We start from the raw sequence: 19,676 nt of genomic DNA, 5'->3' as shown, positions 1-19,676 counted from the left end.
GATAGCCCTTCAGCTCCAAATTAATCCCGTTACAAACCCAAAAAAGCGCGAATGTATTGAGCATTCACGCTTTTTTATAAGATTAAACGTCAAAAAAATAGCTAGAATTCATATTGAATGTAAATGGTATTGTAGTTGCTTCCGCCTTTAATTCGCCCAAATTGAGAGGCATTTTCAAAGATGGCGGAACGATGGTGCAGAGAATACCCAAACCATACATTTTCTAGATCGGACTGGTTCACTGCGTCTCCAACATTAATATCAAATGAGAAGTCTAAATAGTTCAATAGATGACTCGCGGTATACCCTTTCTCATCCATCTCGGTCTGTTCGATATAGGTTATGCTGTCGATGTAAGATAAGCCCTCAGCAACACCAAAACGCCACTTAATAGGCCAATCAAACGTGTAGAACGCTTTTATTGCGGCGATGTATTCCGTACTACCAGACTGAACCTTCGACGACCAGTGATGCGCGATACCAGGTGTAAAATAGATATCAATTGGCACGCCAAACACTTCATCGGTCAACGGGTGACCATAAAAGACTGAAGTCAGTTGGTTATTATATTTATCTTTCTCGCTATTCAGCTTCATTATGTCGCCGATATTCGATGGCGTTGCCCAACCATGCGCGACTCGTAAATAAGGCTTATTGCTCAATTCCGGGTTTTTCGGTGCGGTTTTGTCGTTAAATAACCCAAACCCTAGATAGAACTCACCTTGATAGCGGTCTTCAACAATCGATGAATTGAAAGCGTTGTCATCAAAGCGAGTGACACTAGTCGAACCAAGTAGATATAAATTTGAGATCACATGGTATCGGATATCAATGCCTAAATTAACATCAATTCCAGCGCCGATACTTTCACCAGTCACATCCTTAAATGCATAGTACTGACTGTTGAAATCAGCATCTTTATAACGAATTGTCGCTCTAGGAGATAGCTCCCAATCGCCAAATTCGTACTGTCCGTTTAAGCGAAAATTGCTGTGAAAATGTAAGTCATCATCGGTCATCAACTCGCTATCAAAAGACCAAGTGTCATCAATTTTATATTGGAGTTGCATACCGAAGTCAGCGGTGTCGCCCTCATTGGCATTTTGTGCCGATTGTGGGATATCGATAAAGCGCATACGAGTTAACGCACTTACTCGCCAATCGGATTCTTCACTATTATATAGAAATACCCCGCCCTCAATACCATCGACAAAGACGTACTCATTCTCGAAAAACATCATAGGAACAAAGGTGCTGACGGTCTGGTCGCCTCCCGCTGTATCGAATGGGATACTGGTCGTGCGATACATCGCCGCAATTCCCCACTCTTGTTCTTCTGTACCCAAAGATGGGCAAGAAACCACCATCGCTAAGAGCGCGGTTAGGGCTCTACATTGATATTGTTTATGCATTATTCTTTTAAACCCTCGAACAAACAGCAGAATTCGTAATGATCCTTCAATTATTACCGATTTATACAATGTTTGCTTATGATTCAGTACGTTTCACCGTTACAATAAAGAATATTGTCCATCAGATGTAAGAAATGTGAAAGCTTCTGAATTAAAAAAAATCATCGAATCACTTCCTGAAGGTCACGACCCTGATATCGTTATGGGGGAAGAGTGGCTACCAGAAAGGCTCATTAATACTCACTTAAATGAGAGTTTGTTATTTTTAGAGTTTGATAATGCTCCAGAAGAGACGCAGGGAGATGAAGAAGGTCGTGGGTTTGTTGAACATGAAATCAATATGCTACGCAGTCGATTCGAACAATTACTGGATGAATCAAGCGACACCAAAACAAAAGCAGACGCCATGCTCGCTTTATTTTTAATGGGACATGAACTTTCTAGTTCCGATGTAATCGAAATCCTTGAAGATCCCGATAACAACTTAACGCATGACAATGGCTAGTACGCTAATAGCTAGAACGTCAATAGCTAGAACGTCACTGGTTAGTATGACAGTAGTTAGTACGACAATCGCTAGTACCTAGGTTTGAGTATTCGACACCACCATTTTCATTTAGGAGTTCTGTTTGCCAAGCAAGACATCGACACTACCTTTCATTATTGCAGGGCCAATTTTACGCAAAACGACATCCTCTGAGATCACTTTATGGCTTGTTACCACTCAGCCACTGATTGGCAAATTCAATCTATATTACCCAGAGAACTCTACTCCTTTTTACTCTGCTGATGTCAGTACTGAAAGCCAGATCCAAATTGGTTCGAAAGCATGGGTTGTCCTCGCGCACGTCAAAGGTCATTTCCCAACGGATACCGCTTTAGAGTATGACCTAATCACTCAAAATGGATCTTTAAGTCATACCTGTCCAACACTGTTGTACCCATATGAATCTCGGGTATCTTTCAGCATAAATAGCAAAGCCGATTATGTATTACATGGATCTTGCCGTAACCCTCACCATTTTAGTCGAGACAGTTTAGTCGCAGCGGATTCAAAAGTAGCCACTCAAAGCATTGAAGATCGCCCTTCACTACTGATGATGAGCGGTGACCAGATCTACGCGGATCATGTTGCAGGGCCGATGCTAGATGCCATTCAGCAAGTAATTAGTTTACTTGGATTGCCTGACGAAAACCTAGCAAGCGACATAGTGCCAGACAGCCAATCACTCTATTCCTGTTCTGAAAATTTTTATCATCGTGACGCTATACTTCCTCATTACACGAAAGAAGATGGCTTACTTGCGAAGTTTTTTCCTCACCAAGGGATCCCAATTTTCAGCTCGACTGAATGTGAAAACCATCTCATCACTTTCTCTGAATTTTTCGCCATGTATCTATTGGTTTGGTCTCCAACCTTATGGCAACACATTGATAGAGAACGTTTTCTCAATGTTAATTTCACTCAAGGTGGTCAGCAATTATCCCCTAAGTGGCAGCAAGTGTGGCGAGACGAAACAAAGCATATTGATAATTTCGTTTTAGGACTGGGCCAAGTACAGCGTTTATTGGCACACATTCCCACTTATATGATTTTTGACGATCATGATATTACTGACGATTGGAATTTAACCGTCGGTTGGGAACATGCCGCTCAATCAAATCCTCTATCAAAACGGATTATCGGAAATGGGCTTATCAGTTATTGGTTATGCCAAGGCTGGGGAAATGCTCCTGAAAAGTTTTCGACGGATTTTATGGCCCACGCTCACCATTTTTTCAATCAACCAAATGACCAATCTCAAGATGACTTCATTTACTATTTAGATCGTTTTGAGCAATGGCATTATACCATCGACACTCAGCCTAAGATGGTCGTGTTAGATACCAGAACTCGTCGTTGGCGATCAGAATCTCGAATGAATAAGCCATCAGGTTTAATGGATTGGGAAGCGCTCATTGAAATGCAACATGAACTCATGCACCAGCCAGCCGTGATATTAGTCTCTGCTGCGCCTATGTTTGGCGTCAAATTCATCGAAGCGCTACAAAAAGGCATGACCAATATTGGGCAACCACTTGTGATTGATGCTGAAAACTGGATGGCACACCCCGGCAGCGCCAATACCCTTCTGAGTATATTTACTCATACAAAAACACCAACCAATTTCGTCATTCTCTCTGGTGATGTTCACTACTCTTTTGCCTATGACATTAAGCTTCGTTTTAGGAAATCGAGCCCGAATATTTACCAGATAACCTGTAGTGGAATTAAAAACCAATTCCCATCAGCCCTGCTTAAATTTTGCGATGGCATGGATAGATTTCTCTACAGCCCGCGCTCTGTGCTCAACTGGTTTACAAAGCGAAAGCGCTTAAAAATCACCAAACGTTCACCTGACTCACAACGTTATTATCGTTTAGTGAATCAGAGCGCTATCGGTGAATTAAAGCTGGATGCCGAAGGAAAGCCGAGCGACATATCCATACTAACTGGTGAAGGGAATCGGATCTCTTTTCCTCCGACAGATAATGGCTAACCGCGCCGAATATGACTGATACTCTAAAGTCAGAAAAAGGTAAAGTTTCGCAAAGTCCCTTGTGATTAAGCAAGATTGGCATTATTTATTAATAGTGCCCTTATTAACAGAAGCCTTATTAAGACTTAAAACAACAGAAGTCGTGAATGAACGGCTCACATTTATATTTTTTTGGAGCATTTACCATGTTTAATTCTCTCACCTCGCTTTTCAAACAACTTTTGGAAGGACAAGACCTTGGGAAGAATGCCAATGTCTCACCAAATTTAGCCATTGCATCACTACTTTGTGAAGTTGCAGGCGCGGATCATCAGATCAATGAAGCAGAACAACAAGCAAAACTCGGACTATTACAGCGTCTCGTTAACATTGATGCTCAGCAAGCCGCAGATCTGCTCGTAGAAGCGAACGAAAAAGTGAAGGAATCGGTCTCTTTATACGATTTCACATCACACTTAAGAGAGCTATCTCAAGAAAGACGTTTCGAATTAATCAAAGGAATGTGGGAAGTAGCGCATGCCGATGGGGAAATTGACCCGATAGAAGACTCGGTTATTCGCAAAGCAGCAGAATTACTTTACGTTGATCATAGCGAGTTTATTCGTGCGAAATTAGACGTGATTGGTAATAACTAATAGGTACTAAACACAAGAGAAAATCATACCAACCTACAGCGGAAAAGGTTCATATTGTAGGTTGGATAACGTCATTCACATAGTCAAAGAGGGATTTTGGCTAAAACATCGTTAACGCTAATTTTGCCAAGTTATACGCATCAACATAACCTGAATGTTGGCGACCTTCCCATTCAATATCTTTCGCTTCTTGCGCGGCTCTATGTCCAATTCGCTTCTCTTTCAAGCGATTTTGCATTCGATACAAGGTCGCAAGGTTAATAAACTCACTAAATGGAGCATCTAACCCTTTGTCTTTGCACTCATTGAAAAGGATTTGATCATCTCTTCCCCATGATGCGTAAATTTTATTTGGGCCACCGAAATTCTTCAACATAGATTTTAAAACGTCAACCAGTGGGCGTCCTTGTTTCTCAATCTTACGTGGTGTAATTCCAGTTAACTCCGCACAAAACAGTGAGATTTCATCCTTTTCAGGTTTCACGTAATACTGCGCGCGTTTTACTATTTTACCTGTCGCAATGTCGATTTCAGCTAAGCCAATTTCGATAATTTCGCCCGTCGTTCCGACACCATCGTTGCTCCAGCAACACATCTCTAAGTCAAAACAAACAAGTCGGTTATGATTCATAATTGGCCTTTCTACTGCGTCTCGGAATTACGTTACTTTCATCGAAGACGGATTGTACCTGAGCCAAATGTAAACTTCGACCTCATGCGAGTTAAGTGCTCAATTAGGCTGCAACTGAGATACAATTTCGGCCATTTTCTTTGCTATGGTAAAGCTGACGATCGGCTTTGTGTAAAATATCTTCTAAACCTTCACCGGCATATCGCGCAGCGCCAATGCTGATCGTGCATGAAATCTCAATACCAGGAAAATACAACACACTCGACTCCACCGCTCGCCTTATGCTATCTAGATAATTCTTGAGTTCTTTCTCATCCGTCAACTGGCAAATAATGCTAAATTCATCACCTCCAACACGATAGAAACAATCCCCAGAATGCAGTTCTGATGTCACCGTATCTGAAACATGTATCAACATCTCATCGCCACACACATGCCCATGTTGATCATTAATAGATTTGAAATGATCGATATCAAAACTGACCAAACTGAAAGACTCTTTACGTTTCAGCATTTTCTTAATGTATCGATTGAACGCACGACGATTGAGCAAGCCGGTTAAACTGTCATGCTCAACAAGGAACTGAAGCTCTTTCGTTCGCTCTTTTAACATCATTGAGAGACGCTCTCTTTCTCTCGATTGTAGGCTACCAATATGAGCTAAAAGCAACGAAATCGTTAAGCCACCAAAAAATATACCCACTAGGACAATGGCATCGCTAATGGTAATTTTGCTTGGAAGTTGGAACTCAACAACCCATTCACGGTTATAAAGAGGAATTGATTTGCGGATCACATTGTCTTCAGCCGGGTCCCAACTCTTACTTTCGTACATAATTGGCGCATCATCAGACTCAAAACCGACATCAGTGACACGTATTTTCAACCAGTGGTCAGAATCAATACGATGGACAAGGTGTTCAAAATACGGTGTCGTTCTAATGACTCCAATCACGACGCCCAATAAATCAAATGTCCCAATTTCGAAAACAGGAAAATAGACCAACATGCCATTTTTAGGCGCTGACTTATCAAAACTATCTTGTATTAATCTTACTTTATCTGAGATGTTTGGCTCACCCGCTTGACTGATTCCATCTAAAATCAGCTCAAAGCGTTTACGAGAAGGATAGAAACCAAGTAAACGTGCGTTTTCTCTTGTTCTTGGGTAGATATCCGTTGCAACATAGATTGGAGCGTTGTCCTCCAAAATATAACCATGAGTGACATCGCCATCCTTAGGTATTGTGTAGATACCAAACCCAGGAAATGTCTTCCCAACACGATCAACATGCTTTTCAATATCGTCAACTTCCACTTTTTCCATCCATTGCAAACCAATAAGGCTTTCAGAGTTTGCAATGGTATGTTTGGCAAAGATCGAAAATTTATCCCAATCACTTCTATCATTAGCACTGAAAAATATTGCACTTGAGGCAATGTGTTGAATATCATTTTTTACAACGAACTGTAGAGACTGCACATGCCTTTCTGCTGCATCATTGAACGACGCTAGACGGTAAAATGTCTGCGCTTTATAACTTACAAATACACACACCAAAGTTACACTCATCGCGAGAATAAAAACAATCGTGCTAGATGAAAGTTTAGATAAAGAAAATATGTTGTTCCGACTGCTCATTTCACCACCCAAAATAGGCAAAAAATTAACTACAAACTATTTATAGTAAAAAACTGAGTTGTTATTCTTAAAATTATTCTATTTATATAACTGTCATTATATATGGGAATGCTTCAAAGACCCACATTTGTTGTCTTTTTAACCCAACAAGCTTAATCAATAAGTGTAAATGGCCATTTCTTCTAACCTTAGCCCTTGAATATGCTAGACTCAGCCCCTATTTTTTGGCTATGCATGGCAAAAAATAAGCCATTTTTGAGTGAGCCTTCGGTATATTACCGTCGATTTAAATGCCTTTATGCCAAACGTTGAGTATAACCAACACCCAACGTGATATTGAATCAATCCAAAGAGAATTCACCATGATTGTCGATTTAAACCTAATTCCAACTACGTTTGACATGCTACATGCGGGCCTGTTGGCTTCAAGCGTACTACTGCTTCTCATTGCTGTATCTCGCAAATCAAAAGAGATAGAAAAAATAGTTGAGAAACCAGTCGAAAAAATTATCGAAGTGGAAAAACCTGTTGAGAAAATTGTCGAGATTGAAAAAATCATCGAAGTTGAAAAAGTAGTAGAGAAAGTGATCGAAGTTGAATCAAAGCTGGCAACGGCTTCAACTGACTCAGCTTTGCAACTTCTGTCAATTATGCAGCAAGAAGCGCGTCTGATCGATTTCCTAAACGAAGACCTGACTTCATTTGCAGATGAAGAAGTTGGCGCAGCGGCGCGCGTTATCCACTCCGGCGGTCAAAAAGTATTGAAAGAGTATGTTGAGCTATCTCACATTCGCACTGAAGATGAAGAGACTCGCATCACTGTCGCTGAAGGCTTTAACCCTCAAGAAGTTCGTTTAACAGGCAATGTTACAGGTAATGCGCCATTCAACGGTACTCTTGTACATAAAGGCTGGAAAGCTGAGGCAATTAACTTACCTAAACTATCAGCAAACTACGACGCTTCTATCATTGCTCCTGCGGAGGTTGAACTGTAATGGAACACTCTCAACCTGAGGCTCAAGCTAAGTTTAGTGTTGGTATCGATTTAGGTACGACACACTGCGTACTGTCTTACCTTGACATCAACGATGAAGATGCTCGCGTTCAAGTGATGGAGATTCCACAACTGACCGCACCAGGCACCGTTGAAAATCGCAGCCAACTTGGTTCATTTTTGTATCAACCTCATGAGCATGAGATGGGCGAAGGTTCTCGTACCCTACCATGGACTCATGAGCCGAAAGCATTAGTCGGTGCTATTGCGCGTAATCTTGGCAGCAAAACGCCAATTCGTCTGGTTGCAAGTGCGAAATCTTGGTTATGCCATAGCGGTGTCAATCGCCGCGACAGCTTCCTACCACAAGGTAGCCCTGAAGAAGTCAGCAAAGTATCACCACTAAAAACAACAGAATTATATCTCGATCATCTTAAGCAAGCTTGGGATCACGCGAATCCAAATGCCCCGCTTTCTGAACAAGATGTAACGATTACGGTTCCAGCATCATTTGATCCAGCCGCTCGTGATTTAACGGCTGAAGCGGCTCGTAACGTAGGCTTTGAACATTTAACACTATTAGAAGAGCCTCAAGCTGCTCTTTATAGCTGGATCGACAACAGCAATGACACATGGCGCGATGAAGTCAACGTTGGTGACATCGTATTAGTCGTCGATGTAGGTGGTGGTACGACTGACCTTTCATTGGTTGCTGTGACAGAAGAAGATGGTAATTTAAACCTGAATCGAATCGCTGTAGGTGAACACATCCTACTTGGCGGCGATAATATGGATTTAGCTCTCGCTTACCGCTTAAAAATGAAACTGGCTCAAGATGGCAAGCAGTTGCAACCTTGGCAAGTTCAAGCGATGACGCACGCATGCCGAGATGCAAAAGAAGCACTGTTAAATGACTCAGAACTTCAAGCGGTGCCGATTGTAGTCCCAAGCCGTGGCTCTAAATTATTAGGAGCAACACTGAAGACAGAACTGACACAAGAAGAAGTACAGCAAACGCTCGTCGATGGTTTCTTCCCACAAGTCGGTATTGCAGATCATCCAGTACAAAAAGCGCGCGGCGCACTGACTCAAATGGGTCTACCTTACGCTCAAGATGCAGGTATTACACGCCACATCGCTGCGTTCTTATCTAAGCAAGCGAATGCTCAAGGTTCAGGCTCTGCTCCTGCTCAAGAGTTCAACCCATTTGCGAATATGCCAGGCATGCCGGAAGCAGAACCTGCAAGTGTCGATTTCATCAAGCCAACTGCTATGCTATTCAATGGCGGTGTTCTGAAATCAAAACTGCTAGCAACTCGCCTATCAGACACCATTAATGAATGGTTAATTGATGCAGATACAGAAATGGCTAAACAGCTTTCTGGTCTAGATCTGGATCTTGCCGTTGCAAGTGGTGCCTCTTACTATGGTTCTGTTCGCCGAGGCCAAGGTGTTCGTATCCGTGGCGGTATCGCGTCTAGTTACTATGTTGGTATTGAAAGCGCGATGCCTGCAATTCCGGGAATGGCACCGCCAATGGAAGCACTTTGTGTTGCTCCATTTGGTATGGAAGAGGGCTCAAGCGTTCAAGTTCCTAGCCAGCAGTTCGGTCTCGTTATTGGCGAGCCTGTTCACTTCCAATTCTTCGGTTCAACAACTCGCCGTGAAGACGAAGCTGGCACTCATCTTGATTTCTGGCAGCCAGAAGAGCTGGAAGAGTTACCTGAAATTCAAGTGACGCTACCTGTATCTGAAGGGCGTAACATTGGCGAAGTGGTTCCTGTTACCTTAGCGTCTCGTGTAACCGAGCTAGGCACTTTGTACTTAGAAGCGATTGCAGCGGATAATGGCCAGAAATGGCACGTTGAATTTGATGTACGCGATGAAGCGTCAGGCGAAGCGCTTACGCAAAATAGCGAAAGCCAAAACCAAAGCGAATAACATCGACTATTCATAAAAATTCGGCATCCTTATGGGTGCCGTTTTTCTAAGTATCTCATTTAATTCGCTCTTAAATTGATATACTTTACATTCATCTAAGTTTCATGAGCGTATATCTCGCTCATTATCAGAGAGGTTCTTCATGGCATCTCCTCGTTTTCTTGTCGGAATCGATTTAGGTACAACCAACACCGTTGTCGCATTTTGTGAAATCACCGATGATCTACAGCACTCCCCTGTTTCTCTTTTCGACATCGACCAACTTGTCGGCCCGGGAGAAGTCGTAAGAAAACCATTATTACCTTCGTTTCGCTATCATCCCGCACAAGGTCAAATTTCAGCATCGGACTTAACTCTACCTTGGGAACATAGTCCAGTTTCAGGTGATATCAGTAACGCTATTGTTGGCGAATGGGCAAGAGAACTGGGCGCAAAAGTCGAAGGCCGCCAAGTATCAAGTGCCAAGAGTTGGCTTTCTCATCAAGCGGTTGATCGTCGTTCTGAAATTTTACCCTGGGCAGGCGCGGCAGACGTCGATAAAGTCTCCCCTGTTATTGCGAGTGCCAGTTACCTTAACCACATTCGCCAAGCGTGGAACTATCGCAATCCGAGTAACAAACTTGAGGATCAAGACGTTGTCGTTACTGTTCCGGCTTCATTTGATGAAACCGCTCGTAAATTAACGTTAGAAGCGGCAAACATCGCAGGTTTAAGCAAAATCGTGCTTCTTGAAGAGCCTCAAGCCGTTTGTTATGACTGGTATGCAAGACACCAAACAAGTGCGACACAAGAGCTCGCTCAACTGCCATTGATTCTTGTCTGTGATGTAGGTGGCGGTACGACCGACTTGAGTTTAATCGAAGCCAAATTCTCAGACGATGAACTAGGGCTTGACCGAATTGGTGTTGGCGAACACTTAATGCTTGGTGGTGACAACCTTGATTTAGCCTTGGCTCACCTTGCTGAACAGCGTTTCAATCAAAGCAAGAAACTCAATGCATCGAGCTTAACAAAACTGATTCAGCAGACACGTAAAGCCAAAGAAGGTTTACTCTCTACAGGTGCACCTGACGAAGTTAAAATCACCATGCTCGGCAGTGGTTCGAAACTATTAGGTGGCACAAAAAGTGTCAGTCTAACGAAGCAGGAAGTGCACCAAATAGCACTAGATGGATTCTTCCCTCTCACTGATTTTGACCAAGTGCCGGATAAACGCCGCAGCGCCGTTGTAGAGTTCGGCCTCCCTTATGTGGCCGATCCTGCGGTGAGTAAACATGTGGCTGAATTCTTAACTCAGCACCAGCAAGTCTCTCAAGCAGCACTAGCCTCACTCGATTCAATCTCTGAGAATCAAGACAAGGCTGCGATACCTGTTGGCCTATTACTTAATGGTGGTGTGTTCAACAGTGAACTGGTTACCTCTCGGATTACTCAGTTACTAGAAAATTGGCGAGGCGAACCCGTAACGGTTTTGGATAATCCACATCCAGACTGGTCTGTGGCACTGGGCGCGGTTGCGTTTGGTAAAGCTCGACGTGGTGCTCAACTTAAAATTGGTGGTGGCGCTGCGCGCTCTTACTTCCTGCATCTTCAAGAGAAAAACAAGATGGGCAATGCACTTTGCCTTCTTGCAAAAGGAACCGAAGAGGGACATGAAATTCGACTTTCAGGCCGTCGTTTCTCTCTGACTCTTGGAGAACCCGTTAAATTTAATTTGCTCACATCCACGCACGATGTTCTTTCAGCGGAGCAAGGTATAGTGAAAAATGGAGCAGTGGTTAAAGTCGACGCTGACCTGTTTACGCCGCTGCCACCTTATATCTCGACCCTTGAAGGCGATGCTGTCGATCTTCACGCCAACCAAAAAGATCGAGTGGAAGTGCAACTTGCGTGTCAACTCACCGAAGTCGGCACTTTGAAAATGGAATGCGTAAGCTGCGAAGATGAGAGCAAACGCTGGAACCTTGAATTTGAAGTTCGAAATAAACAGAGTGATGAACAGCAGAAACAAGATTTACACCCTCGCCTCCCAGAGTGCAAAGAGCTAATCTCACGTTTATACAGTGGCAACAAAAAAAGTGCCGATTCGAAAGAGATCAAAACGCTCGCTAAAGAGTTAGAAAAACGCTTAGGTAAACGTGAAGAGTGGGATTTTGTCACTTTACGTCAATTGTTCGATACTTTCTCGCAAGGTCGTAAGCGCCGTCGTCGTTCAGAGCAGCATGAAAAAAACTGGTTAAGACTCGCAGGTTACTCTCTGCGTCCGGGTTTTGGTGATCCAACCGATGCATGGCGTATTGAGCAAGTTTGGATGCTTTATCAGCAAAACATTCAATTTGAAAATCACCAAGGCTGGAGCGATTGGTGGGTATTTTGGCGTCGTATTGCGGGTGGATTAAACCAAGAGCAGCAAGAGACTATCCTTGCTGATATTGCAAAATATCTTCACCCCGGAGCAATGAAAAACCCAGCATCAGCCAAAGCCGCTCAAGATAAAGGATATGAAGCGATGGTGCGCTTAGCCGCCTCGCTTGAGCATCTGGAAGTTGAAGATAAAGTACTACTTTCGACATGGTTTTTAAGTAAAGCGATCAATCAGCCACAATACCCTCAAGCGCATTGGTGGGCATTAGGTCGTCTTGCTTCTCGAACGCCACTTTATGGCAGTCAGCATAACGTTATTCCTCGTGAACAGGCTGAGCAATGGCTACCGAAATTACTCGATCAAAACTGGAACAAAGAGCCTATGGTGGCTTTTGCAACGGTAATGATTTGTCGCAAAACAGGCGATCGCTTATTCGATATTTCGGACGACTATCGAGAGCAGGTTTTAACCAAACTCAAATCGAGTAAAGTACCTGATTCTTGGATTGAACTGGTTGATACCGTAAAAGAGTTGTCGGAAAGTGAATCGAAACGCGTCTTTGGCGATGCGCTTCCAAGTGGGTTATCTTTGATTAAAGATTAAAGCTAAAACTTACTGTTCTTCAAAATAAAAGCGCAAAGTAAACCACCACTTTGCGCTTTTTGTTTATGTCTAATTCATTTCAAACGAAAACAAACCCCTGACTGAAACTTCTATGTTCCGCAGAAGGTTCTATAAGGCCCAAAATCACTTGGTGCGGGTTGTGCGAACTCTTCACAACCTGGCTGAACCTTAAATGGATTCTCTAGTACCTTGAGTAGACGTTCAAAAGGCCGAAAATCATTATTTTGTTCTGCCGCAAGAATCACCTCTTCGACCTTATGGTTTCTTGGAATATAAACAGGATTATGACGGTCCATCAGCTCAGCTCTCTCGGCAGGTGAGATCGGATTTCTATCGAGCCGCTGGTGCCATTTATTGTTCCAAGCAGTCCATTCTTCAGTTTGCTTAATTAGTTTCTCGGTTTCGTTTTTCTCACCGCTTACCACTTGCGACAAAGAACGGAAAAACTGTGTGAAATCGACATCTTGCTCATTGAGTAAACTTAGTAACTCTTGAACAAGCTCAAGATCGCCCTCTTCTTGATCTTTCAACCCCAGTTTAGCGCGCATTCCCACCAGCCATAATTCCTGATAACAGGCCATATAGTGCTGCAATGCGTTAGTGGCGAGTTCGACCGACTCTTCTTCATCGTCAGAGATAAGTGGAAGCAGAGTTTCAGCGAGACGAGCAAGATTCCACTGCGCAATATGAGGTTGATTAGCGTAAGCATATCGACCTTGCGAATCTATAGAGCTAAATACCGTATTGGGGTCATAACTGTCCATAAATGCACACGGCCCATAATCAATAGTTTCGCCCGAAATTGTCGTATTATCGGTATTCATGACGCCATGAATAAAGCCAACCAACTGCCATTTAGAAACAAGTTTTGCTTGTTGTTCACAGATGAGCGTGAGTAAAGTTAAATACGGGGAATCCGTCTGCTTTGCCTGTGGGTAGTGGCGTTCAATAACGTAATCGGCTAGCTGCTTAACTTTGTCTTGCTCTCCGTTAGCAGCAAAATATTGAAACGTACCAACCCGAATATGACTGGATGCCGTACGAGTGACAATCGCCCCAATTGCGGCCTGATTCCGCCATATCTGTTCCCCAGTGATCACCGCAGCGAGAGCGCGTGTTGTCGGAATATTCAACGCATGCATCGCTTCAGACACAAGATACTCGCGTAAGACAGGACCAAGCGCCGCTTTGCCATCCCCAGAACGCGAGAATGGTGTTCGTCCTGAACCTTTTAACTGTATATCGCGTCTTTTACCTTCACGATCAATCACCTCACCAAGCAGCAAAGCACGGCCATCACCTAGCTGAGGGTTATAATGACCAAATTGGTGGCCAGCATAGGCTTGAGCTAATGGCTTTGATCCCTCAAGCTTTTGATTACCAGAAAAGATATTGGCTAATTGCTCATCATTCGCTGATTGAGCATCAATATTTAACGAGCGGGCAAGCGCATAATTAAATTTAATCAGTGACGGAGATGGCGCAAGTTCAGCATCTTGAGATTGATAAAAACCACACAGCTCATTGAAGTAGCTATTATCAAAGTGGATCTGTACAGAAGAATCGGTATTTGAGTTACCCCCACTTGAGGCAAGATCTGTTTTATCCGTTGGCATGGCAAGGTTCCTTTTGTCATTGATGCTGACACCTTACTGGTAGTAAGCCTGTAGAGCAACAGAGTTAGATGACCGGAGAAGATGAAGCGCACTTAGCACACAATTTTTTGTTCCACTAAATGAACTAAAGGTGTTTTTGTTGTCGAGGGCAATATGGTTTGCTCTTTTTCTAGCAATATTTTGGACATAACTGAGTTATAGAAACTACTAAATTAGCGTTTAATGAATTACTTGGTGTATAACAAAACCTCTAGTGTAGTGGCCAATTTCACTTACCCACTACACAAGCTAGGAACAAATGAGCTAAATGATCCCGCTATTGATCAACTAAAATGTCATAAGTGAAAGTTACATGCTCGGGTACATACTGTTCAGTATTTATTTCATGTTGGACTTCTTCGATAGTCAAAATACAGAGAGCACCCTCACTATTCAAGATCACGGCTTTTTGTCCGACAGTAGGGGTGATTGTTCGACCGGGCGTTAGAAAAGAATCAACTGTTGATGGGGTAAAGTTTGAAGTTGTTATTAGCCCCACAGCTTTAAGGCCACCGTCAGTGTATACATAGACTTTATTTTCGGAACATCCACTGAAATGAATCTTGAACTGGTACTCACCATTTCCAACGGTATAACCTGAATGCTCTCGATAGCGAAAAGTTACACGCCCATTTAGAGCTGGGTTTGCATAATTACCAGAGTCTTTCATAACATCAATCCGCTCAAGTCGTGCTGCTCGTTTGTGAACGACCGAGAGAGGCATCGCATGTTGTTTGTCTGCGGGAAGTCCTTCAATCCACCGCCATACTGCGTCTATCTGGGTTGATCCTGGATATCTCCTTGCATCGGGGTTTGAATTAAAATCAAAACCTTTAGGACTTTTAGCTTCTAGCCAATTAGGCAATCTGCAGTTAGGGTTTTTAACAAAAAGAACGGACAGCCATGTGTTTGGTTTACTTTCAAAAACACTGCTTATCCATTCAGTCTCAATACCTACTCCTGATGTTGGGGCATTGTCTGCACGTTCGACATAATTTTCATCAACAACTAAAAGTACATGAGAAGCATCGGTTACTTCTTGCATGAAGCCACTTAAACTTGAACCATAGTCGACGGATTCGTCAATTTTCACCGTGTAACCCATTAAATGAAGTTGGCTTGCGAGTAAGTGAACCCACTCTTTATGCTCATTTGACGTCCAAGCGTATGAAATAAATAAATCCGTTTTCATTTGAATGTGTTTTCCTTATGTTCGTGACACATTGTTTAAATGCAATATTTTACTTGAAAAGTCCAGATCTTATCAAAAATGCAATAGTAAACAAAAAGAGAATTTAAAAGCTACTCAGACTAATGACAATAAGCGCAGTTCCATCAAACTGCTACCACCTTCGGATTACGATTTATTAGTTTGAACATATACCGATGCAGCCCAAACAATCACACTCCCTAGCCCGAAAAGGGGCAAAGGCGAGTTATGGCACTCGCTGAAACGTCTCTGGACAGGTATGGGGCAGCGATTCACTTGATATCCAGCTTTCGGCTTTGGGGGGGCAGAGCAAATTAGCATTATCCTCATTTTATCAAACGCCTTCGATAATCATGATCATAAAGCTGAATTTTTCAATACACACAACCGAGAAAAGACACCAAGCGGTGCAGATAAGGTGAATTTTTAGCCATAAATCGTTTCTCAAAAGAACTTTTCAACATCAAATATTCGCTTCATTTGATGTTGATGATTACCGCGCGTGAAGAACTAGCTTTTGGCTGACTCAGTTCTATTAACTATATAAAACTCACTCAAATCTGTGACAGGTTCAAAATTTACATCCGTGTCGATAAGGTATTCGTTTTTTAACTTTTCAATCACTCTATCGCAATCATTTTTAGGCAATTGAATGTAGATATCAGTTAAATTTTTCATGCTTTCCAATATGGTCTTATCTGTTTCAAAATTATCTTTTGGAAAACTGTATCCGATTGCAACTAAGGTTTGAGTATCTCGTAATTTTGGTAGTACATTTTCCAATTGTTTAGGTCGTTCAAATGAAAAAGAGATATGGGGTTGATCTTTTTTTATTTGAGATAGCTTTTGTTCAAGTATAAACTCAATTGTATCAATACCGTCATGCTCGATTGAAGATATATCTTCTTTAGTTAAAGCCAATGAACCATTCAATTTGAAAAAAGTAATATCTCCATCACCATCTTCGATACTAGATGGAATAATGGATTTATATCTTATATCATTAATGTCTGATAGCTCTATTTGATGGTCATAATTCCAACTCAAAAGACATAACTGACCAGAATCTAATAGATCAAAACCTACTTTTTTAAAGAAAACATCATATCTTGGGTCTGCAAAACTAAAACGATTACCAATGTCATTAATGTCTCTGTAATAAGTAATATTCTGTAGATGCAAAAACATCAGTTCTAAACTGCGTTTCATGCGATCAAGATTTTCTTTTTCATTTTTTTGATAGAAATACTTACAAGTTTCGTCAAATGTTTTATCTTTTGATGAATCAAGAGTTTGAACCACAAAATTTACATCAGGAAAAACTTGCTTAAAATACTCAATGTATTGGGTGTTTTTGTGCAGTTGCTCATCAGCAAGTTCTTGATTGATAAATACAACCAATGAATGAAAAGGTAAATGTGCCGATTTCAAGACTAATGTTAATATTTTATGCAAAAAATAGCCACGACCAACTGTTGGGGTAACCCAGTTTTCAAACAAAATAGCGTGGATAACATCCCAATCATTAATAGTATTGCCTTCTTTTTTTGATTGTCTTATAGTTCGAAATACACTCTGAAAGCCATTTTTAATCTTGATTTCGAATTTTTTTTCAAGTCGTTCCGCAAGAAACTTATCTCCACCAAATGAATTTCGTTGATGATCTGGAGCAGCTTTTAAACAATACCATTCGATTAGCCCAAGCAACTCACTACTTCTATTTTGGTAGACTTCGTGGATTAATCGTTCGAATCGTTCACTTGTTCCTGTAGCGCATCCATACATTAAAAACGAAATTGTTTGATGTACATAAAAGTTTTCAAAGGCTCCTTGAATACCAGAAACTAAAGGAACACGATTAGCACTCGCACCAGCTCCAAATAGATAAGTGATTTTTTTATTTTCTTTAATATCCAATTGATATACCTTTCATTATTTAATAGAGAAACGTTCATTAAAATAAATATATTTTGATTTCGAGAAATTTTCAACAATCCAGTTTTTTAATTTTTTTACTTCGACAATTTCTGAAATATCTTCAAGTGATCCAACATAAATTTTTTCGTCATGCAGGTTATCTTTCCACCATGAACATCAGATTTACCTTTTTCAATAAGTACCTTAAACACCCTTCTTTTTAATTCAAGAACATCAGTTATAACTAGAGCATAATTACCAAACTCTCCATAATCATAATCTTTGATGAAAGTTAAATAATTATTTTCTGAAACAAATGAAAAACAATAAATACTATCATTTCCACCCATTTCACAACCCACACTTGAAAGTGTAAGGCTACCATTAGTTGCATCAATAACGATTGATTCACTTCCTAACTTGAATTCTTTTAACTCATTTTCTAATGTTAGACTTTCATTCCCAGGTATAAAGTCAAACTTGTTAGGTTTATTTTCATCAATATCTTTCCTTGAATCGTTGTCATCCAAATCTCTAAAATATTTTGTTGGTCGGAAATATATTCCCCCATGTTTTTGTAATCTTTTTATGTACTTCAACTGTGGCATAGCTCCAATAAGGAAATCTGTATCAATGATAGGGAAAATTTCAAATCTATCATTGATAAAATCATTCATAAAATATTCGTTATGCTTTAATAAAATCCCATGATTTATTTACAGCTTTCCAATAAACTGACCATATATCAGGGTTTTCTGGTTCTAATAAAATAGATTTATTTGCATAAAATAACGCTGCTTCATATATATCAAACATATAAAATATTGATGCTAAATTGTGCCATGTAAAGCTACATTTTGAATCTATAAGTAATATATCCGAATAAGTCCTAGCAGCAAAAATTAATTCATTTGTCTTTACATAATGATTAGCTAACTCATGAAGTTCTGCTAGATTGCCTTTTTTTTACCTTCCGTGATTAAACCTGCACGCTCCATATACACTTTATGTGGGTGAAGAAGCCCTATATTCTTGAAAAATGATGCCATTTCAATCAATGTATTCATAGATAATGGATCGTACAATAAAGACTGGGGAAGTAGTTTTGATGACAATCTATTATCATGCGTTTTTTGGCTTTCATCGTACAAATCTAAAGCTCTACTGTGCATAAATCATTTTCCTTTAATACGAAGTCAATAGTTTATGTATTTTATTAAACAGCAATAATAAAAAATATTACAGCAAAAAATAATGCAAACAAACCATGAAATATTAGCTTCGGTTTACTTTCATTGTGTGGAGTTAACAATGAGTCCTCTGACAAATTATTCCACTCTAAAATGATCGAATTAAACTGGATTTCGATATCACACTTATTGATAAGCCCTGTATTAATTTTTATCTGAAGAGCTTCGATTGTACGTGCTAGATTTGCGTAACGGGCACCAGATGATCTATGAATCTCAGCTCTTTCTCCATATCTTGCTTGCGTAACTAGTCCAGAAATAACTGCCGCGATACAACCAACTAGCACCACTATATGCTGTTTAGTGATTCCCCAAAAAAGCACTTCTTGTGTATTGAGAGAAAAAAACGAGAACACTGTAACAAAAACAGTTGAGTATATGAGCAAATAACCAAGAAACTGCGCTCTATCAAAGAGGGTTTCAGCTCTTTTGTAGTGGCCATCACGAGCTTCTCTACAGCGGTTTAGCCAAGAATTAAGTACGCAGATAAGCTCAGGTACTACAAAATCATTATCGTTGAGGTTAGTTTCTTGCATCACTGTCTAAAAAGTTGAATTCAAAAAAATCATTTTATTTGATACTTAATTTATTTGATATGGATAGCATCATAAAACCATGCATGCAATTGACTTTGTTGCGCAAATCAGTTTGAACTATTTCGGAAAATGTCGATCTGCACGCTCATATACTATCATTGCACTATGTAGTCATGAGTAAGAGCCATAACAAAACCAACTGATGGACAACACTCGAAACTCGCAAAGGGGCAGATCTGAGCTAGCCAGTCCACAATTGATTTGTTCTCCGCGCACAATTTGGATTCACCATAAAGCAAAGCCAACGCTTCATCGGAAGGTTGG

The 19,676-nt window shown here is 41.0% G+C and carries 15 protein-coding genes; 6 read left to right on the top strand and 9 right to left on the bottom strand.

Annotation, left to right across the window (positions count from 1 at the left end; all coding sequences use genetic code 11):
- Nucleotides 1-101: 101 nt before the first annotated feature.
- A complete protein-coding gene (locus tag F0249_RS09395) occupies nucleotides 102-1,367 on the bottom strand; it encodes a MipA/OmpV family protein (protein ID WP_253825297.1) in 1,266 nt (421 codons plus the stop codon).
- A gap of 181 nt (nucleotides 1,368-1,548) precedes the next feature.
- Between F0249_RS09395 and F0249_RS09390 the strand changes: the two genes are divergently transcribed.
- The 3 genes from F0249_RS09390 (at nucleotide 1,549) to F0249_RS09380 (ending at nucleotide 4,587) form a co-directional block, all read left to right on the top strand.
- Nucleotides 1,549-1,917: a hypothetical protein gene (locus F0249_RS09390; protein WP_171756493.1), complete on the top strand. Its 369-nt coding sequence runs from the start codon at nucleotides 1,549-1,551 to the stop codon at nucleotides 1,915-1,917.
- Between the two features lie 124 nt (nucleotides 1,918-2,041).
- Complete coding sequence (locus F0249_RS09385) at nucleotides 2,042-3,952, top strand: alkaline phosphatase D family protein (RefSeq protein WP_171756492.1); 1,911 nt, start codon at nucleotides 2,042-2,044, stop codon at nucleotides 3,950-3,952.
- Nucleotides 3,953-4,137: 185 nt separating this feature from the next.
- The gene (locus F0249_RS09380; protein ID WP_017052751.1) at nucleotides 4,138-4,587 is read left to right on the top strand and encodes a TerB family tellurite resistance protein; all 450 of its coding nucleotides are present in this window, start codon (nucleotides 4,138-4,140) and stop codon (nucleotides 4,585-4,587) included.
- Between the two features lie 100 nt (nucleotides 4,588-4,687).
- On the opposite strand, the gene F0249_RS09375 is transcribed toward F0249_RS09380, so the two are convergent.
- Together F0249_RS09375 and F0249_RS09370 are read right to left on the bottom strand one after the other, a co-directional pair.
- Nucleotides 4,688-5,218: a 3'-5' exonuclease gene (locus F0249_RS09375; protein ID WP_017052752.1), complete on the bottom strand. Its 531-nt coding sequence runs from the start codon at nucleotides 5,216-5,218 to the stop codon at nucleotides 4,688-4,690.
- A gap of 103 nt (nucleotides 5,219-5,321) precedes the next feature.
- A complete protein-coding gene (locus tag F0249_RS09370; RefSeq protein WP_171756491.1) occupies nucleotides 5,322-6,860 on the bottom strand; it encodes a sensor domain-containing diguanylate cyclase in 1,539 nt (512 codons plus the stop codon).
- Between the two features lie 362 nt (nucleotides 6,861-7,222).
- Between F0249_RS09370 and F0249_RS09365 the strand changes: the two genes are divergently transcribed.
- The 3 genes from F0249_RS09365 to F0249_RS09355 all read left to right on the top strand — a co-directional run bounded on the left by F0249_RS09365 (nucleotide 7,223) and on the right by F0249_RS09355 (nucleotide 12,763).
- Entirely contained in the window at nucleotides 7,223-7,855 is a 633-nt protein-coding gene (locus F0249_RS09365) for a DUF2760 domain-containing protein (protein ID WP_171756490.1), read from the top strand.
- Entirely contained in the window at nucleotides 7,855-9,795 is a 1,941-nt protein-coding gene (locus tag F0249_RS09360; protein ID WP_171756489.1) for an Hsp70 family protein, read from the top strand. The genes F0249_RS09365 and F0249_RS09360 overlap by 1 nt, the downstream gene beginning before the upstream one ends.
- A 142-nt stretch (nucleotides 9,796-9,937) precedes the next feature.
- The gene (locus F0249_RS09355) at nucleotides 9,938-12,763 is read left to right on the top strand and encodes an Hsp70 family protein (RefSeq protein WP_171756488.1); all 2,826 of its coding nucleotides are present in this window, start codon (nucleotides 9,938-9,940) and stop codon (nucleotides 12,761-12,763) included.
- Nucleotides 12,764-12,873: 110 nt separating this feature from the next.
- Here F0249_RS09355 and F0249_RS09350 read toward each other — a convergent pair whose 3' ends face one another.
- From F0249_RS09350 to F0249_RS09325, 6 genes are all read right to left on the bottom strand, one after another.
- Entirely contained in the window at nucleotides 12,874-14,400 is a 1,527-nt protein-coding gene (locus tag F0249_RS09350) for a YdiU family protein (RefSeq protein WP_171756487.1), read from the bottom strand.
- Nucleotides 14,401-14,716: 316 nt separating this feature from the next.
- Entirely contained in the window at nucleotides 14,717-15,631 is a 915-nt protein-coding gene (locus F0249_RS09345) for a toll/interleukin-1 receptor domain-containing protein (protein WP_171756486.1), read from the bottom strand.
- 528 nt (nucleotides 15,632-16,159) lie between these two features.
- Nucleotides 16,160-17,566, bottom strand: coding sequence for a hypothetical protein (locus tag F0249_RS09340; RefSeq protein ID WP_171756485.1), 1,407 nt, complete (start codon nucleotides 17,564-17,566; stop codon nucleotides 16,160-16,162).
- Nucleotides 17,567-17,661: 95 nt separating this feature from the next.
- Nucleotides 17,662-18,243 carry a hypothetical protein gene (locus F0249_RS09335; RefSeq protein ID WP_171756484.1) on the bottom strand — a complete coding sequence of 194 codons (582 nt, stop codon included), beginning with the start codon at nucleotides 18,241-18,243 and terminating at the stop codon, nucleotides 17,662-17,664.
- Nucleotides 18,244-18,516: 273 nt separating this feature from the next.
- On the bottom strand, nucleotides 18,517-18,738 hold the full coding sequence (locus F0249_RS09330) for a hypothetical protein (RefSeq protein WP_171756483.1): 222 nt from the start codon (nucleotides 18,736-18,738) through the stop codon (nucleotides 18,517-18,519).
- Nucleotides 18,739-18,782: 44 nt separating this feature from the next.
- Entirely contained in the window at nucleotides 18,783-19,352 is a 570-nt protein-coding gene (locus F0249_RS09325) for an SLATT domain-containing protein (protein WP_171756482.1), read from the bottom strand.
- Between the last annotated feature and the right edge of the window lie 324 nt (nucleotides 19,353-19,676).

The organism is Vibrio sp. 03-59-1, assembly GCF_013114135.1.
GTDB classification, from domain to species: domain Bacteria; phylum Pseudomonadota; class Gammaproteobacteria; order Enterobacterales; family Vibrionaceae; genus Vibrio; species Vibrio cortegadensis.
Note: the sequence above shows the minus strand (reverse complement) of the source record. Positions and strands in the feature narration are given on the sequence as shown.

Coding starts and splice junctions, on each gene's coding strand:
- F0249_RS09345 (WP_171756486.1), bottom strand. CDS start 15,631: ATGAAAACGGATTTATTTATTTCATACGCTTGGACGTCAAATGAGCAT.
- F0249_RS09365 (WP_171756490.1), top strand. CDS start 7,223: ATGATTGTCGATTTAAACCTAATTCCAACTACGTTTGACATGCTACAT.
- F0249_RS09370 (WP_171756491.1), bottom strand. CDS start 6,860: ATGAGCAGTCGGAACAACATATTTTCTTTATCTAAACTTTCATCTAGC.
- F0249_RS09325 (WP_171756482.1), bottom strand. CDS start 19,352: ATGCAAGAAACTAACCTCAACGATAATGATTTTGTAGTACCTGAGCTT.
- F0249_RS09380 (WP_017052751.1), top strand. CDS start 4,138: ATGTTTAATTCTCTCACCTCGCTTTTCAAACAACTTTTGGAAGGACAA.
- F0249_RS09330 (WP_171756483.1), bottom strand. CDS start 18,738: ATGCACAGTAGAGCTTTAGATTTGTACGATGAAAGCCAAAAAACGCAT.
- F0249_RS09335 (WP_171756484.1), bottom strand. CDS start 18,243: ATGAATGATTTTATCAATGATAGATTTGAAATTTTCCCTATCATTGAT.
- F0249_RS09375 (WP_017052752.1), bottom strand. CDS start 5,218: ATGAATCATAACCGACTTGTTTGTTTTGACTTAGAGATGTGTTGCTGG.
- F0249_RS09355 (WP_171756488.1), top strand. CDS start 9,938: ATGGCATCTCCTCGTTTTCTTGTCGGAATCGATTTAGGTACAACCAAC.
- F0249_RS09395 (WP_253825297.1), bottom strand. CDS start 1,367: ATGGTGGTTTCTTGCCCATCTTTGGGTACAGAAGAACAAGAGTGGGGA.
- F0249_RS09350 (WP_171756487.1), bottom strand. CDS start 14,400: ATGCCAACGGATAAAACAGATCTTGCCTCAAGTGGGGGTAACTCAAAT.
- F0249_RS09360 (WP_171756489.1), top strand. CDS start 7,855: ATGGAACACTCTCAACCTGAGGCTCAAGCTAAGTTTAGTGTTGGTATC.